Annotated in this window: 11 protein-coding genes; all 11 read left to right on the top strand. The window is 55.5% G+C overall.

The features are described from left to right. The first annotated feature begins 122 nt into the window (after nucleotides 1-122). The 11 genes from NG99_RS22500 to repA all read left to right on the top strand — a co-directional run bounded on the left by NG99_RS22500 (nucleotide 123) and on the right by repA (nucleotide 15,929). Nucleotides 123-464, top strand: a complete 342-nt coding sequence (locus tag NG99_RS22500; RefSeq protein WP_034898042.1) for a hypothetical protein — start codon at nucleotides 123-125, stop codon at nucleotides 462-464. After that, the gene (gene traH, locus NG99_RS22505; protein ID WP_034898044.1) at nucleotides 457-1,824 is read left to right on the top strand and encodes a conjugal transfer pilus assembly protein TraH; all 1,368 of its coding nucleotides are present in this window, start codon (nucleotides 457-459) and stop codon (nucleotides 1,822-1,824) included. The genes NG99_RS22500 and traH overlap by 8 nt, the downstream gene beginning before the upstream one ends. Then, nucleotides 1,824-4,712 carry a conjugal transfer mating-pair stabilization protein TraG gene (traG, locus tag NG99_RS22510; protein WP_034898046.1) on the top strand — a complete coding sequence of 963 codons (2,889 nt, stop codon included), beginning with the start codon at nucleotides 1,824-1,826 and terminating at the stop codon, nucleotides 4,710-4,712. Before traH ends, traG begins: the two co-directional genes overlap by 1 nt. After that, nucleotides 4,709-5,386, top strand: a complete 678-nt coding sequence (locus NG99_RS22515; protein WP_034898048.1) for a hypothetical protein — start codon at nucleotides 4,709-4,711, stop codon at nucleotides 5,384-5,386. The genes traG and NG99_RS22515 overlap by 4 nt, the downstream gene beginning before the upstream one ends. 48 nt (nucleotides 5,387-5,434) lie before the next feature. Next, entirely contained in the window at nucleotides 5,435-6,049 is a 615-nt protein-coding gene (locus NG99_RS22520; protein ID WP_034898050.1) for a hypothetical protein, read from the top strand. A 220-nt stretch (nucleotides 6,050-6,269) separates the two neighbouring features. Next, nucleotides 6,270-6,500: a hypothetical protein gene (locus tag NG99_RS29450; protein ID WP_157032685.1), complete on the top strand. Its 231-nt coding sequence runs from the start codon at nucleotides 6,270-6,272 to the stop codon at nucleotides 6,498-6,500. After that, a complete protein-coding gene (traD, locus tag NG99_RS22525) occupies nucleotides 6,497-8,692 on the top strand; it encodes a type IV conjugative transfer system coupling protein TraD (protein WP_034898052.1) in 2,196 nt (731 codons plus the stop codon). Before NG99_RS29450 ends, traD begins: the two co-directional genes overlap by 4 nt. Continuing rightward, nucleotides 8,692-13,848 carry a conjugative transfer relaxase/helicase TraI gene (gene traI / locus NG99_RS22530; protein ID WP_034898053.1) on the top strand — a complete coding sequence of 1,719 codons (5,157 nt, stop codon included), beginning with the start codon at nucleotides 8,692-8,694 and terminating at the stop codon, nucleotides 13,846-13,848. The genes traD and traI overlap by 1 nt, the downstream gene beginning before the upstream one ends. Before the next feature lie 171 nt (nucleotides 13,849-14,019). Then, on the top strand, nucleotides 14,020-14,820 hold the full coding sequence (locus tag NG99_RS22535) for a DsbA family protein (RefSeq protein WP_034898055.1): 801 nt from the start codon (nucleotides 14,020-14,022) through the stop codon (nucleotides 14,818-14,820). Nucleotides 14,821-14,970: 150 nt separating this feature from the next. Beyond that, nucleotides 14,971-15,516, top strand: a complete 546-nt coding sequence (locus NG99_RS22540) for a phospholipase D family nuclease (protein WP_034898056.1) — start codon at nucleotides 14,971-14,973, stop codon at nucleotides 15,514-15,516. A 152-nt stretch (nucleotides 15,517-15,668) separates the two neighbouring features. After that, nucleotides 15,669-15,929: a replication regulatory protein RepA gene (gene repA, locus NG99_RS28510; protein WP_072017650.1), complete on the top strand. Its 261-nt coding sequence runs from the start codon at nucleotides 15,669-15,671 to the stop codon at nucleotides 15,927-15,929. Nucleotides 15,930-16,186: the final 257 nt, after the last annotated feature.

Here is a 16,186-nt window from a genome sequence, read left to right on the forward strand (position 1 = left end):
AATTATTAAATTCCTTCTGCGTTGTTTTCTGTTATTCAGGGCTTTTACAGTTCTGTGTTTGTGTCTGTTTATTTTCTGATGTTTTACTCTCTGAAGAATTATTTTTAATAAAGGATAGCGGTATGAATACATCTTCTTTTCTGTCAAAACTGTCTCTCGTTCTGTTTATTCTTGCCATTGCTTCCGGGACGGCCGGATTTTGCGCATGGAAATACTGGAATGTCATATTCGACAGCCTGGGGTATGCCACCGCAGATTTTGTGAAGCTGAATGCGGAGAAGCAGGCGATGAAGACGCCGCTTAATCTGACCATGTATGCCATGCCGGTCAGCTTCGGGTGTGCTGCCGCAGGGTTCTTTATCGCATCGGGAGTGGTGGCCCTGATGGACATCGCCGGGGATGTTAAAGCCTGTTTCGCGGTTGGTTTCTCACGGATGCGCAACAAGGATGATAACCATGCGTAAATCCCTTCTGGCCGGGCTCCTCGCGCTGGTATGTGGTTCGTCTGCTTACGCCGGTGTTGACAGCGATCTGAACAGCTATTTCAACAAGCTGGGATTTGAAGGTAATGCCACCGGCGCGGCGGCGTGGCAGGGACAGGCCGCCGGGTATGTCACCGGCGGGAATCTGTTTCTGCGCAATCAGGTCAGACAGATACAGGTGATGTCTTTCACGCCACCTTCGCTGACGGCCGGATGCGGCGGTATTGATGCCTATCTCGGGGCGTTTTCCTTCATTAACAGCGATCAGCTACAGCAGTTTGTCAAAAACCTGATGGCCAATGCCCAGGGGTATTTTTTCGATCTGGCCCTGCAGACGGTCGCGCCCGAACTGAAGGATGCGAAGGACTACCTGCAGAAAATTGCGACTGACCTGAACAGCACCAACATGTCCAGCTGCCAGGCCGCGCAGGGCATCATTGGCGGACTGTGGCCAAAGACGCAGGTGTCCCAGCAGAAAGTCTGCCAGGACATTGCCGGCGAGAGCAACCTTTTCGCCGACTGGGCGGCCTCCCGGCAGGGCTGTACCGTGGGGGGCGAAATGAGCAGCGTGCTGGATAAGGCGGACGACAGTGAGAAGGACCAGGTGCTGCGGAACAAGAACCTGATGTGGGAAATTCTCAGCAGCAACGCGATGGTTGGCAGCGACACGGAGCTTAAGGAGCTGGTGATGAACCTGACGGGGACGATGATTTATGACAGCAACGGTACCCCTTCCGTGCTGAGCTCGCAGGCGGGCAATCCGGATCTGATAAAAGCACTGATGCACGGAGGAAGCGCGAAGATACAGACCTGCGTCTCCAGTGGTGACTGCGTAAAAATGACCACCGGCAGCGTGCAAATCAGTGCCGGCAATGCCCTCGTGTCTAAGGTGCAGAATATGATTAACAGCATCCGTGACAAGCTGCGAACTGACGAGGGGCTGTCAGAGACCGAGAAAGGCTTTATTCAGAGCACGTCAGTGCCGGTACTGCGCTATCTGATTGACCCGATGCAACTGAATCTGAATGTCAACATGCTGGCAAAAATGTCTGATTACATCGCCTATGACATTCTGCTGCAGTACATGAAGGAGCTGATTGACCAGGCCCGCATGCAGATGGCCAGCCGGAACTATCCCGATACGCAGCTGAATGCCCTGCGTGAGAGTGTGTCCGGTGCTTCGGCCCAGCTGGAAGCCCTGCAACAGGAAGTACAGACAAAAGCGGATGCGCTGGCCGAGCTGGACCGGCAGATGAGCTACCTGCGCCAGCAAACGTCGAGTCAGCTGCTCGACCGCTACCAGCAAAACTACCGTTTTGCCGGCAGCGAAGGAGGCATGTAATGGATACGGTATACGTGCTGGCCGGGGGCGATTTTCTGACCAATATCTTCAACGGGGTGGCCACCCTGATGGGGACCACCGAATGGTCTTCGATGTTTCGTATTGCAGCCCTGGTGTCGGTAATGGTGCTGTTTGCCACCTACCTGAAGGGGCATGATCCACTGGAGTTCTTTAAATTTATTGCCTTCTTCATCCTGCTGACCAGTATTCTGATTATCCCCAAACGCACGGTGCAGATTATTGATCGCACGGATGCCACCAGTATCCATACCGTCGATAACGTCCCGCTGGGGCTGGCGGCGCCGGCGAAATTTATTACCGGTATTGGCACTGCGCTGACGGAAGGATTTGAGACGGTCTACCACACGCCGGACTCCGTGACTTACAGCAAAACCGGGATGCTGTTCGGGGCTAACCTGGTGGGGACCGCCACCGATTTTATGTTCCGCAACGGCGACCTGGCTGAACTGTTTACGGCGTATGTCCGCAACTGTGTGGTGGGCGATATTCTGCTGAATCACAAATATTCCTTTCAGGAGCTGATGAGCAGCACTGATCCGTACTCGCTGATATTCAGCAATCCCAGCCCGCTGCGGGGAGTGATGGTCTCATACGGGAACACTGCCGCGACCCGGGAAGGTTTCTGGACCTGTCAGGAGCTGGCCAACAATGTGCTGAAATCACAGCTGAATGCCGATACGGCAGAAGACGGGAGTACCTGGAGTTATTATGTTTCCCGCATCACGGGTGCGAAGCCCAACAGCAGCGCGCTGTTCGGTACGCTGATGGCCGACAGCTACAGCTACTATTACGGTGGTGGTTCAACCGCGAGCCAGATAATGCGCTCGACGGTGGTGATGAATGGTCTGAAGCAGGGGATCTCCTCCTACAGCGCGCAGAATGGTGATGCTGCCGGGCTGGTGAACCTCGCCTCACAGTCCTCCTATTCCAAAATGCGTCTGAGCCAGGTGATATCGGCGACGATTGCCACGACCTATCTGCCGCTGATGAACACGGTGCTGCTGGCGATGGTGATTGGCCTGTTTCCGGTGATTATTCTGCTGGCCACCGTACATTCCCTGACTCTGCAGGTGCTGAAGGGCTATATCTACACGCTGATTTACCTGCAGGCGTGGGGACCGATGTTCGCCATCCTGAACTATGCCGTCAGCTCACACCTGACCACGAAAACCGGTGCGCTGGGATTTTCGTTGTCCAATCTGTCCGTTATCCAGCAGACTCACGCCGATATTGGCTCGATTGCTGGCGCGCTGTCCCTGTCGATTCCGTTTCTGGCCTGGGGGATCGTCAGAGGGCTGGGCAGTGTGGTATCGCAGGCCGGGAACTATCTGGGGACAGCCGTGAGCAGTACCGCCTCGTCTGAAGCATCGCGCGCTGGTGACGGCTCCTGGGCCTTCAATAACCTGCAGACCGACAATGTGGCCGGTAATAAGTGGGATACCAACTATGCCAGCCGCAGCGGAATGGCGACCACACAGATGGGGAATGGCGCGGTGGCTACCCGGACACAGGATGGCAGTTCGGTCTACGATACCACCGGGGCGATTTCACGGCTGCCTACGGATATTCAGCTGGACCGTTCAGCTGTCAGCGGTTTCCAGCGCCAGCAGCGTGAAGCACAAAGTCAGATACAGAGCCTGAATGAAACTCTGGGGCACACAACCAGTACCGGGGCATCACAGCTGTCTCAGTGGGCCAGTCAGCGCGGGAACAGCGATACCGTCAGTCGTGGTGCGGATAACAGCGTCAGTGCTAATGATGCGGCGGCTATCAGTAAAATGCAGAGTGCCGTGGCGCGTTATGCGCGTGACAATAATGTCAGCCAGACTGATGCACTCAGAGCAGCTATGGAACAAAGCCAGAATCTGTCAGCCAATGTCGGTGCCGGGGCTTATGCCAAAGTTGACACTGACAAGCAGGTTATCGGCAAGCTGGCCAGCCTTGGAACAGGCTGGAGTATGGGAGGAGATGCTCATGCGAAACTGGACTACAACGGTCAGAATGGCTCTTCGCATGGCACCAGTACTGATATGAGTAACCGTACCAGCAGTACGAAAGACTTCAGCGCTCAGGATCTGAAAGATATCCGCCACGGTGTGGATGTGGTCGCCAGCCACCGAACCACCGACAACAGCAGCCATACGGACAACGCGTCCGGCTCGCTGCTTAACCAGATGGCGGCGACGTTCAGTGATATGCGTACTCAGGCCAGCCAGTACAGTGACACACAAAACCGCAGCCATGAATATGCGCAGATGGCGAGTTTTGTTGAGAACAACAGTGCGGCGATCCGCAGCAATGCCACGCAGGAGTTTGTGGAATATGCGAAGCAGAATCACCCGGATGCTGAACGCGTGCTGACCGATGTATCCAGCCCGGAAGCCCGTGCGGAACGTGAATCACTGGCCGGACGCTTTGTGGAAGAGCGCATGATGCCACAGCTGGAAGCGCAGTTCCGGGCCAGTCAGGGACGAGCCGCTGAAGGCATGGGCGATACGGTTGCTGACGGTGGGTTACAGGGCGTCAGCCACAGTGATTTTGAAAGCCAGCAACAACACATGGCGCAGACTGCAGCCGGGCAGGGTGTGAAAGCTGAGGGGCGTGTTGCCAGTGAGGTTGAACACTCACGAGCGGATGCGAAGCGATCTGTTGATTTTGCTCAAGAAAACGTCAATAAACAACAGGGTGAAGTGAATAAGCAGTATACTGACCTGGAGCAGGATCATCAGGTTCAGGGGCGGAAGTTCGGTAAGTCCTATAAAGATGAACAGCAGCAGCAAAACACGCTGCCAGGTGGTAAAACGCGTGATGAATTAACGAAGCAGGCTCAGGATATACAAAGACAGTTTGAGGAGAATAATAAGTGATTAGGCAATGGATGTTTTTATATTGGGTCAACCATTTTATTATTGCCGCTAATGCGATCTATTTCTCATATTGTTTCATGCCGATTGATTCATGGTTTGTTATGCCATGTCTGATTGTATCTGTTATGTGTATGGTGCCGATGTTCTTCTCATTTATATACTGGCCAGAGCTCAAGGTGGTCAATGATAACGATCTGTATTTGCGCAAGATTTTTTTTAAAAAAATCATAGTGTCCACGCCATTCATTCTGCTTATTTTTGCATGGGCATGGTGGGGCGGCGGGATGGCAATACTGGTCGGGAGTGTTATTGCCAGTTGGCTTGGTAATATAGTTTTTTGGGTGGTTGATCAAGATGCTTTGTCTGCCGTATTGCCAGAAAGAACCGCCAGCCGGCAGTGTTCGTTTCGCGGTAATCAACCCGATGCCGCCGGGAAATCGTACATGTCTAATTTTTCCGGAGCCGGGAGCACCATGTTGGATGGTGGCTGTTGTAACAAAAATAATGAGTATGTGAATACGAGCGTTTCAGTTGGGTATTCAACAACAAATGCAATGGCTGATACATCTCATTACGATAGTTTTAATCCTGCATCAGGCCTTCCGATGGTTAATTCGGGTTTTGATATGCAAGGCAATGTATATGGGACAACTTCATCAGATAATAACTATTGATGTTTTCAGTTAAATAGTGGTTCTGTCAGAGTAAATATAGAGGGATGTATGAATAAATTCATGGGGTTTTCAATTGTGGCAGGGTGTGCTTTATTAGCAGGGTGCATGTTTACGCCAACACACGAGTCTGTTTCAAATTATGCTGTATATGATATGAAGGACATGCAAAACCGTACCCCGGATGATGTCGCTGATATTTATATTGATACCCTAAAAACAATCATGAGTGATGTCAGGGTAACCAGAAATTTACCTCCATCTCCCCTTCCTGAGCAACCAGGGCGTTTCAGATTAGTTAATCCATTGGGGAATAGTGGATTGGGTGCACTTGCGGCCGCTAACGGTGCATCTCTCAACATCCCATTATGTGAAGGCGCTTATGTGGTTGTTGCGTCGGATACCAAGGGGATGTCCCGGTGGGGAGAAAATACCCGCTTCTACAATTGCCTGTGGCAGTACAAAGATGGCTGGCATCTCGACTGGTATGTTAGCTTCGATAAACAATCTGGCGGTGTAAGTGCCGATGCCATGGCTTCTGCATTAGTTCAATCGGTAACTGGAGATAGCCGGAAAAACATGAAAACATATCGTGAGAATATTATCAGGAAATTAAATGATAAAGGATTGAAGACTCAACTGATTGAGTCTTACCCCAGGGAGTAATAGCGATTTCTAATATTTTATTATAGCTAGTCACTAACGCATTTCGTTTTTTCTCCGGTGTGTTGAGTCAGAAATAAATTCTGACTCAACTCGCCTGATTGATTTAACTCCAGATCTCAGTTGTTCCCCTGCCTGGGGGGATCTTCATTATCATATTATTCAGCATCGCGCTGTCATACGCTGGCGGCGCTCGTTGCTGTATCTGTAAAAGGTATTCTGTATGAATTGTTCTGATAATGTCAGTTCTGATGCCGTATTGCCTGAAGAAAATAGTTCTTCTTCGCGTCAGACAGGAATGGGATACGCCAAGATAAACCAGCTTTTGCCCATGATGAAATGGAATAATGATGACCTCATTATTATTTATGATCCGGCTGCTGCATTTCGGAATGCAACTTTTGAGGAGATGATTATCTCGCTTTCACCTGAATATTCCGGGGAGCAGAAATGAGTTCCACCAAGCATATTACCCAGGGCGGCCAGGTATTCAGCTATATGCTGAATATGTTTATGCAGGTCAACCGCCGTATTGCTTTCTGGTTGTTGAATCTTTTTTTTGTACTGACACCGTTATTTTTCTGGATGCGGGTGCCGTGGCAGGACATGCGTAACGGTGGGCTGTACTGGTGGTTATACCTCTCCGCCGGCGGTGAAAAAGCGTTGTTCAATGTCCCCCCCGTATATGACGTGCCCTATGACGGACAAACGCTGCATTTTACTTCCGCAGCCATTCTGAAAGACCCCTATATGACCTATGCCGGTCAGCTGACGCTGCAGGAGCTGTTTATTGCGGTATTCCTTGCGAGCTGTGTGGTGCTGGCAGTGGCGTATGGCGTCTATTACCTTCTGCGCCGGCTCGGCGAGAAACAGGCCCAGGATGACCTGGTGGGCGGTCGGTCACTGACAGAAGATGTGAAAGCGGTGGCCAGAACCCTGCACCGCAACAATGAAGCATCGCCACTGCATTTTGACCAGTTACCACTGTTGCTCGACAGTGAGGTTAAAAACCTGTTGTTGCATGGTACGCCCGGTTCCGGTAAATCCAATGCCCTCAACAAACTGCTGCAGCAGCTGCGCGCACGCGGGGACATGGTGATTGTCTACGACAAGGGCTGTTCGCTGGTTAAGCGCCATTTTAATGAAAACATCGATAAGCTGCTGAATCCACGTGATAAGCGCTGTGAAAACTGGGATTTGTGGCTGGAATGTCAGACCACATCGGATTTTGATTCCATTGGCAATACGCTGATCCCCCAGAGTACCAAAGAAGATCCATTCTGGACGGGGTCTGCCCGGACCATTTTTACCTCGGTATCTAAACGTTTCCAGAATGACCCGCATCGCAGCTATAACGCGCTGCTGCGTACCCTGCTGGCCATCAATCTGAAGGCGCTGCGGGAATACGTGCAGGGTACGGAAGCCTCCAACCTGATGGAAGAGAAGGTGGAGAAGACCGCCATTTCTATCCGTGGGGTGCTGACCAACTACGTGAAGGCATTGCGCTACATGCAGGGGATTGAGCGCACCGGTAAACCCCGTTTTGCCATCCGTGAATGGATGAAACAGGTGAACGAGCCGGGGCAGCGCAACGGCTGGCTGTGGATCACCAGTAATGCCCGTCAGCATGAGTCCCTGAAACCGCTGATCTCGATGTGGCTGGCGCAGGCAGCCAACTGCCTGCTGGAAATGGGAGAGAACCCGACCCGCCGGGTGTGGTTTATCTACGATGAGCTGACGTCCCTGCATAAGTTGCCGGAACTTCCTGGCGTGCTGTCGGAGGCCCGTAAGTTTGGTGGCTGTTTTGTCCTCGGCTTTCAGAACAAACCGCAGCTGGATTTCACCTACGGTCGTGAATTTGCTGACGCGATGATGGATTTACTCAATACCCGCTTTTTCTTCCGCTCTCCGGATGAAGGCGTGGCGAACTATGTGATGCGTCAGCTGGGCCAGCGCCGGGCGAAGGTGTTTAACGAACAGTACAGCTATGGTGCAGATACCGTGCGTGACGGGGTGTCGTTCAGCAAGCAGGAAGATGACCAGTATCTGGTCAACTACTCCGATATCCAGTCTCTGCCGGACCTGAACTGCTACGTGACGCTACCGGGTAATTACCCGGTGGTACGTATGAATATGACTTACGAAAAAATGGACTTTATCGCGGCAGAGTTCCTGCCTCGGGAGCTGAATGACAGTCTGGACCCGGAAATCGAGGAGGAAATTACCCGCCGCGAGCTGGATGAAGACAGCATCGACAGGCTGCTTGCGGTACAGAGCAACGCGCCTGCCGTACCGGCAACAACAGCACCAGCACCAGTTGGCACCGTATCTCCGGTCACTGCTGCAACCGAAAGCATCAATTCATCCCCCCTGCCACCGGCCGCTGTATCGTCCTCCGTGCCTGATACCCGGAGCAGCCAGGCAACGGCCAGTCCGGCCCGGAACGGTGGTCGGGTGAAGGAATATGACGGACAGCAGGTGGATACGCAGACCGGTGAAATTCTGACTGAGCCAGATCGTTACGAAGACTATGCGGCGTACGAGCAGGAGGCCCTGCAGGCGATGCAGGAGGAAGAGAAAAATATCCTCGTTCACCGTGACCATGGCGAACCGGATGACGGCAGCGAGCCAGAGAGGGACTGGTAATGCTGACGGTCTCTTCTGTTGCTGGCGGTGGAGCCAGCTACTACATGGCGAAAGATAATTATTACTTTCTCGGCAGTATGGAAGCGTCCTGGATGGGGAAAGCCGCAGAGCTGTTAGGCCTGGAAGGCCCCGTGGATGCGAAGACATTCGATGATGCCCTGGCCGGATTTTTCCCGCAGGGCGTCGATCTCTCCCGGATGTCGGGCGGTCAGAATGTTCACCGGCCGGGTTACGACCTGACGCTGTCGGCGCCAAAAAGTATTTCCGTACTGGGTGTGGTACTGGGCGACAGCCGTATTCTGGAGGCGCATCAGCGTGCTGTCGGTGTGGCCATGGGAGAAATTGAACGACTGGCCAGTACGCGTGTCATGGTCGATGGGGTCAGCCAGACAGAGATGACCGGTAAGTTGCTGGCTGCGGCTTTCCACCATGACACCTCACGTGAACTTGATCCACAGCTGCATACGCACCTGATAGTGATGAACCTGACGGAGTACCTGGGGGAGTGGAAGACACTTTCCAGCGATAAGGTCGGCAACAGCGGGTTTATCGAGAACGTCTATGCCCTGCAGGTGGCGCTGGGCAAAATCTACCGTAACGAACTGCGTCAGGCCGTGGAGGAGATGGGATTCCGGACCGTGGTGACCGGCAAAAACGATCTGTGGGAAATCGAGGGTGTCCCGGTGGAGATATTTTCACAGCGTACGCAACAAATCCGGGAGGCCGTCGGGGATGGCGCGTCCCTGAAATCCCGTGACGTGGCGGCGCTGGATACGCGTAAGGCCAAACAGAAAGATCCCGACCGGACAGAACTGCTGACCGACTGGATGAACCGTCTGGAGCAGGAAGGATTCGATATCGGCGCGTTTCGCCAGGAAGCTGAAGCCCGTCTGAAGACGATGGACGACGACAGAGCCGTACGCCCGGAGACGACCCCGGACGATGTTCGCCAGGCGGTGAGCCTGGCGATTTCTCAGCTCAGTGAAAAACGGACCCGCTTTACCTATTCCGATGTGCTGAACCGGACGCTGAACAGTCTCGATGCGCGGGAGCAGATTGCGGTGATGGCGCGTTCGGCCATTGAATCGGCGATTGAGACGCAGCAGCTGATACCGCTGGACCGGGAGAAAGGCGTGTTTACCTCCTCCATTCACCTGCTGGACGAACTGAGCCTGCAGCAGCTGGCCGGGGAGATGAAATCCGCCGTGGTGGTGTCCGCCGGCGCCCCTGCCCGGTTTTCTCCGTCTGTGCCGGTGATGCAGCAGATTGAAGCAGACCGTCCGTCACTGGCGATTGTCAGCCAGCCGGGAGGCGCGGGCGGTATGCGCGAATCGGTGCTGGCCGGGGTGCAGCTGGCACAGTCACAGGGACGGGACGTGGTGGTGCTGGCTACCGACCGCAGCAGTGAGCGCTGGCTGGCTGAACAGCCTGGTCTGGCGGATAAAGTGATGACGCTGAAAGGGCTGTCAGCGTCTCCGTTGCCGGTGAACAGTACGCTGATTGTGGCCGGGGCGGAAAAGCTTTCCGTTCGTGATGCGCTGACGGTCACCGACCAGGCGCTTCGCGCACAGTCACAGCTGCTGATGATGGACAGCGGCGGTCGCAGCGGGACCGGCAATGCCCTGCAGACGCTGGAGGCGGCCGGGGTGACCCGCTACCGGGCGGAAACAGAGCGAACCGTGGCCGTCAGCGTGGTCAGTGAGCCGGACAAGCGGCAGCGCTATGCGGCTCTGGCCCGGGATTATGTGGCGATGGTGAGCCAGGGAGAGAACGTGGTGGCCCAGGTCAGCGGCGAGCGCGAGCAGCAGTCACTAACGGCAGAGTTGCGGCAGACGCTGCAGGAGAAAGGGTTGCTCGGAGGAAAAACGGCGTCCGTCGACATGCTGGTTCCGCAGTGGCTGGACAGCAAAAACCGCCGCCAGCTGGATACGTACCGGGAGGGCATGGTGCTCGAACAACGCGCTCCGGACAGCCGTGCGCCTCAGCGCTATACCATTGACCGCGTCAGCGCGGAGACCCGCACACTTATGCTGGTCGGAGAGGATGGTCAGCGCCAGGGGATGAAGCTCAGTCAGGTGGACAGCAGCTGGAGCCTGTACCGGTCACAGAGCGTAGATATTGCTGAAGGGGAGAAACTGACCTGGCTGGCGCGGCAGGGTAAACAGCGTTCTGGTGACACTGTCACCGTTACGGCCGTGCGAAAGAACAGCCTGGTGGTGGAGCATGACGGGCAGACGCGGATTATTCGTACCGATGAACCGCTGAAGGCCGGGTACGGTTACGTCACCTCGCCGGGAAAGCGCGTCAGCGAGCAGGGCACGGTGCTGGCCGCGGTCTCCGGGCGCGATACCGGCGCGACGATGCTCAATACCCTGGCCCGCAGTGGTGAGCGGGTGCAGCTTTATACCCCGCTGGCAAACGATGAGGCTGAACGGCGCCTGTCCCGTTCGCCGTTGTACCGGACCGCGCTGGCGCAGGTGAACCCGCAGAACGGTGAGCTCGCTGCGGCGCTGGACTTCGCAAGGGACAACCTGATGAGCCCTGCTGAAAAAGCGGTGCGCCAGGCCGTCAGCCTGACCCAGGGCAGTGAGGTGGTGTTCAGTCGCCCCGACGTACTGGCGAATGCGCTGCCGCTGCATGCCTCCCTGCGTAAGGACGATGTGGACCGTGAACTGGCCCGCCAGGTGCAGACCGGTGAACTCATCCCGGTACCGGGACCGAAAGGTATCGCGCAGCAACTGTTCGTCACGGCCGCGAGTTATGAGGCGGAGAAGCGCGTCATCCGTCTGGTGGTGGAAGGGCTGGATACGCAGTCACCGTTGTTGCGTCATGCCGACCCGGCACTGTTTGCCGGACTCACCGCCGGGCAGCAGCAGGCCTCCAGCCTGATACTGGAGAGTACCGACCGTTTCACCGGCATACAGGGCTATGCCGGTGTGGGGAAAACCACCCAGCTGAAAACCGTCCTGGCAGCGCTGGAGACCCTGCCGGCAGAGCAGCGCCCGGAGGTCGTCGGCCTGGCACCAACCCACCGGGCGGTGGGTGAGATGGCCGATGTTGGCGTCAAAGCGCAGACGCTGGCGAGCTTCCTGATGGACATGGAGCGCCGTATTCAGGGGGGAGAGAAGCCCGATTTCAGTAAGACCCTGTTCCTGGTGGATGAGAGCTCAATGGTGGGCAACCGGGATATGGCTGATGCGATGGGCCATATTGCCGCAGGTGGTGGTCGTGCGGTGCTGAGCGGTGACCGGGACCAGCTGCTGCCGGTGGATAACGGCGCGCCCTTCACCCTGCTGCAGGAACGCAGCCCGCTGGATACCGCCATCATGCAGGATATTGTGCGTCAGAGTCCGGCGCTGAAACCGGCCATTGAATCCGTCATTGCCCGCCAGGTCCCGGCGGCACTGGATACCATCCGCAGCGTGACGCCGGATACGGTGCCGAGAACGCCAGGCCGATGGTCACCGGTGCAGTCCGTGATGGCCATCCCCCAGACGAAAGAACAGAAGGAAGAGCAGGGTGACCGGGTGATTCAGGCCATTGTCGATGACTTCACCGGTCGTACCGCAGAAGCACGCGACAATACGCTGATTGTCACCCAGACCAACGCCGACAAAAACGCCATCAATACCGCCATTCACGCTCAGTTGCAGGAACGCAGTGAGCTCGGCCGTGAAGTGACCATCACCGTGCTGGACCGGGTGAAAACGCAGACGGACAGGCTGAAGTCGGTGGCGGGTATGGCGGCGCAACACGGCAATATCGCGCTGATTAACGACCGCTATTATACCATCCGTGCCGGGAAGGACAGCCGCCAGAACGGTTATGTCGAGCTGGTTGATGAGACCGGTCAGGCACAGGTACTGTCGGCCTTTGAGAGCAGCCTGCGGGACATCGCGGTGTTTAAGCTCCGTGAAATAGCCGTCTCGGTCGGGGAAAAGGTGAGCTTTTCCCGGTCTGACCGCGAGCGCGAGCGCGGGCGCGAAGCGAACAGCAACTGGACCGTTACCGGCGTGACAAAAGAGGGCGAGCTGCAGCTGACTCAGGGTGATGAAACGCGGGTGCTTAACCCCGGGCAGGATATGGCTGACCGTCATCTGGATTACGGTTATGCCGGAACCACGCACAAAGCACAGGGGGCTGGTGCCCTGTATGTGATTATGCTGGCCGGTGTGGAAGGTGCCCGAGCTGCCCTGGCCTCAATGCGGGATGCGTACGTCGGGCTGTCGCGTGTAAAAGTGCATGTGCAGGTCTATACCGACAATCTGGATAAGTGGCTGAAGAAGGTCTCTCAGCCTGCAGAGCGGCAGACGGCCCACGATGTCTTGCTGGCAGACAGTGACCGTCAGGCGGCGACCGCACAACAGTTATGGGAAAAAGCCACGCCATTATCTGCCAGCGCCCTGGGGCGGGCACTGGCAACGCAGTTGCCTGAGGCAGGTGAGGCCCGCTTTATCCACGGCAGCCGGAAATATCCGGCACCACATGTGGCGCTGCCGGCGCATGATGCCAGCGGCGTACAGCGGGCGGTGTTGCTGCGGGAGGTGCAGCTTCATGGCGATGGCCGGTTACGGGGCCTGAGTGATAACGCCCGGTTACTTGGCAGTGAAGAGGCCACCCTGGTGATATTCCGGCAAAGTGAAACCGGCCTGACCCGCCAGGCCAGAGACCTGGCAGAGGCCCGACAGCTGGGGCTGCAGCATCCCGGCGACGGTATTGTGGTCGTCAGCGGTGAACCACCCACTGATGCCATCATGAAGCGTCTGAGTGGTGGTCTGGTTCTGCCGGACAGTGCCGGCATTTTCCGCCACCCGGACAGCAATCCGGCCGGCACGCCGGACCCCATCAGCCTCAAAACGCCGGAAGAACAGCGGATGGCGAAGGCGCTGGCTGAAGAAGCCCGCCGCCAGCAGCAGCCGGAGGCCGTCCCGCATTTGCCTGGTGACCCGGAACGCCCGGATGCCCTGCAGCAGGCGGAGCGCGCGGAATCCCGTGCACTACTGCGTGAGGCTGAACAGTTCCGGCAGCAGGAGCAGGCCGGGCTGAGTCAGGTCATGCAGCAGGAGCGTCAACAGGCGCGGCAGCGGGAAAGCGTGACCGATCAGCTTCACCGGGTTGAGCGCGAGATAGTGAGAGATAAGGAAATTGGTGAGTGACCGGCATCGGTCGCGCAATATTAATGCCGTCAGCGCCTGGCTCCGTTGAATCGCTTATTCCGCCTGAGCATGAACGTGCGGCTATGGTGCGGCTTGCATGGGTACGGGCAGACAGACTGAAGAAACAGGCGGCAAAGGCCGTCACCTGGACTGAAAATAAGGAATTCTAATATGTTAACAGTAAAGCGCACCGCACTGGCGGTGATGATGATCAGCGCTCTGTTGTCCGGTATGGCAAATGCGGCTGAGAAAGCCACACCTGTCTTTACTCCGGAGCAGGAGGCCCGCATTGGTGAAGTGGCGAAGGACTGGCTGATTGCTCATCCTGACGTGCTGGTTGTGGTCAGCCAGAAACTGCAGGCACAGCAGCAGGAAGAACAGCAACGGTCGATGACCGCTGCGGCCATTCAGAACCAGGCGGCGCTGCTGAACGATAAAGGTACGCCGTCTTATGGTCCCACTGATGCCAAAGTGACGGTCGTCGGGTTCTTTGATTACCAGTGCATCTACTGCGCGCGCCTCGCGCCGGAACTGGAGAAAATCATAAAGGCAAACCCGAAGACGCGCTTTGTGTTTAAGGAATTCCCGATATTTGGGCAGCGCTGGCCTGCGTCGCTGAGTGCGGCAAAAACCGGCCTGCAGGTGTGGCAGCAGAAGGGGGCGGATGCTTACCTGAAGTATCACAACGCCCTTTATGCCACCGGTCATAATGAGGGCAAACTGACTGCCGGTGATATCAGTACGGCGGCGAAAGCCGTGGGCCTCAGTGCGAAGACCGCACCTGATGTGCAGGAGACGCTGGATGGCATTAACACGCTGGCGCAGCAGCTGGGTTTCAGCGGTACGCCCGCCCTGGTGGTAATGCCGGCAACCGGTGCCAGTGCTGACAATGTGACCGTTATTCCCGGGTTCACCAGTGCCGCAGCTTTGCAGGTGGCTATCGATAAAGCCGCAGTCAACGGGGAAAAGTAATCCTCTCCCTGTTTGATCCGTGATTCATAACAGAGACTGACGCCCTCGCCACGCTCAGTTGTCCAACCCCTGAGACGGAAAAAGCACGTTTTCCCGTCCCCGGCGTTTTCGGTTAAACACCTTTCATCCGTATTATTCTGAGGTTTTACAATGCATTATTTTTCACCCCGCCAACTGGCAATGTCCGGTCTTGTGTGCCTGTCGCTGTGTGGTATCCAGCCAGCTCTCGCCGCTCCCTCTGTCCAGGCGGGATTCTCACCGGAGGGCAGCGCACTGCAGCTGGTCCTGAGTACGATCGGTTCTGCCAGAAGCACCATCCGCATGATGGGATATTCGTTCACTTCGCCGGAGGTGGTCAGGGCGCTGGTCGATGCACACCGACGCGGCGTTGATGTAAAAATCGTTCTCGATGAGAAGGGGAACAGGAATAAGGCCAGCCAGGCAGCGATGAATATTGTGGTGAATGCCGGTATTCCTCTACGCACAAACGGTCACTACGCCATCATGCACGATAAAGTTATTATCTTGGATAATCATACGGTTGAGGCAGGAAGCTTTAACTGGAGCAGGGCGGGAGCACGTAAGAATTCGGAGAACGTGCTGGTTGTCCGTGAGATGCCTGAACTGGCGCAGACGTATCTTACGCACTGGCAGTCCCGCTGGAATGTCGGTACGCAGTGGCGGTCATCGTACTGAGCTGAATGTTGCCCGATCGCTAATCAATATCCTCTCTGGTGAGCCGTGCGCCAACACGGTTCACACTTTTGACTGAAGTTAAGTCGCTGATTTCAAAAATCTGTAGTATCCTCTGCGAAACGATCCTTGTTTGATCTTTTGAGGAGGCAGAAATGTCACAGGCTGGAAGCGCAGTAACTTCCTCATCGAAAGAAAAGCGTCAATATAGAAAAGGTTCTCCAGTACCAGCAAGAGAGCGCCAGCAGGCTTCTTTAGCCCGTAGAAGTTCGACGCATAAAGCATTTCATGCGGTAATACATAGTTCCTTAAAAGAACAACTTGCGCTGCTTGCGGATGAAGAAGGTATTACTCAGGCTCAGATGATCGAAAAACTCATCGAGCTTGAAGTAAAACGTAGAGAGTCCGAATTGTGAATATTTACATTCTTGAACGTTTAACGTATGAGTGCTAGATTACCAATCGTTTCAAGGCATTTGGGGCTGGCCACGCCGTAAGGTGGCATGGAACTGGTTCTGACAGGGTATTTACCCGGGGCCGGAAAAGCAAAAACCCCGATAATCTTTATCAACTTGGCGGAAGAGAAGATTAATCGGGGCCCACTAAAACTGTATAGAAGCTGTTGCTCTATACGGGGAGTATATGTGCATGCTCAGAAAAAGACAATACCTTC

The sequence above is a fragment of the Erwinia typographi genome (assembly GCF_000773975.1).
In the GTDB taxonomy this organism is placed as follows: domain Bacteria; phylum Pseudomonadota; class Gammaproteobacteria; order Enterobacterales; family Enterobacteriaceae; genus Erwinia; species Erwinia typographi.

Excerpts from the sequence above, each read along its gene's own strand:
- NG99_RS22500 (WP_034898042.1), top strand. The coding sequence starts at position 123 with ATGAATACATCTTCTTTTCTGTCAAAACTGTCTCTCGTTCTGTTTATT.
- NG99_RS22535 (WP_034898055.1), top strand. The coding sequence starts at position 14,020 with ATGTTAACAGTAAAGCGCACCGCACTGGCGGTGATGATGATCAGCGCT.
- traI (WP_034898053.1), top strand. The coding sequence starts at position 8,692 with ATGCTGACGGTCTCTTCTGTTGCTGGCGGTGGAGCCAGCTACTACATG.
- NG99_RS29450 (WP_157032685.1), top strand. The coding sequence starts at position 6,270 with ATGAATTGTTCTGATAATGTCAGTTCTGATGCCGTATTGCCTGAAGAA.
- NG99_RS22540 (WP_034898056.1), top strand. The coding sequence starts at position 14,971 with ATGCATTATTTTTCACCCCGCCAACTGGCAATGTCCGGTCTTGTGTGC.
- NG99_RS22520 (WP_034898050.1), top strand. The coding sequence starts at position 5,435 with ATGAATAAATTCATGGGGTTTTCAATTGTGGCAGGGTGTGCTTTATTA.
- traD (WP_034898052.1), top strand. The coding sequence starts at position 6,497 with ATGAGTTCCACCAAGCATATTACCCAGGGCGGCCAGGTATTCAGCTAT.
- traH (WP_034898044.1), top strand. The coding sequence starts at position 457 with ATGCGTAAATCCCTTCTGGCCGGGCTCCTCGCGCTGGTATGTGGTTCG.
- traG (WP_034898046.1), top strand. The coding sequence starts at position 1,824 with ATGGATACGGTATACGTGCTGGCCGGGGGCGATTTTCTGACCAATATC.
- repA (WP_072017650.1), top strand. The coding sequence starts at position 15,669 with ATGTCACAGGCTGGAAGCGCAGTAACTTCCTCATCGAAAGAAAAGCGT.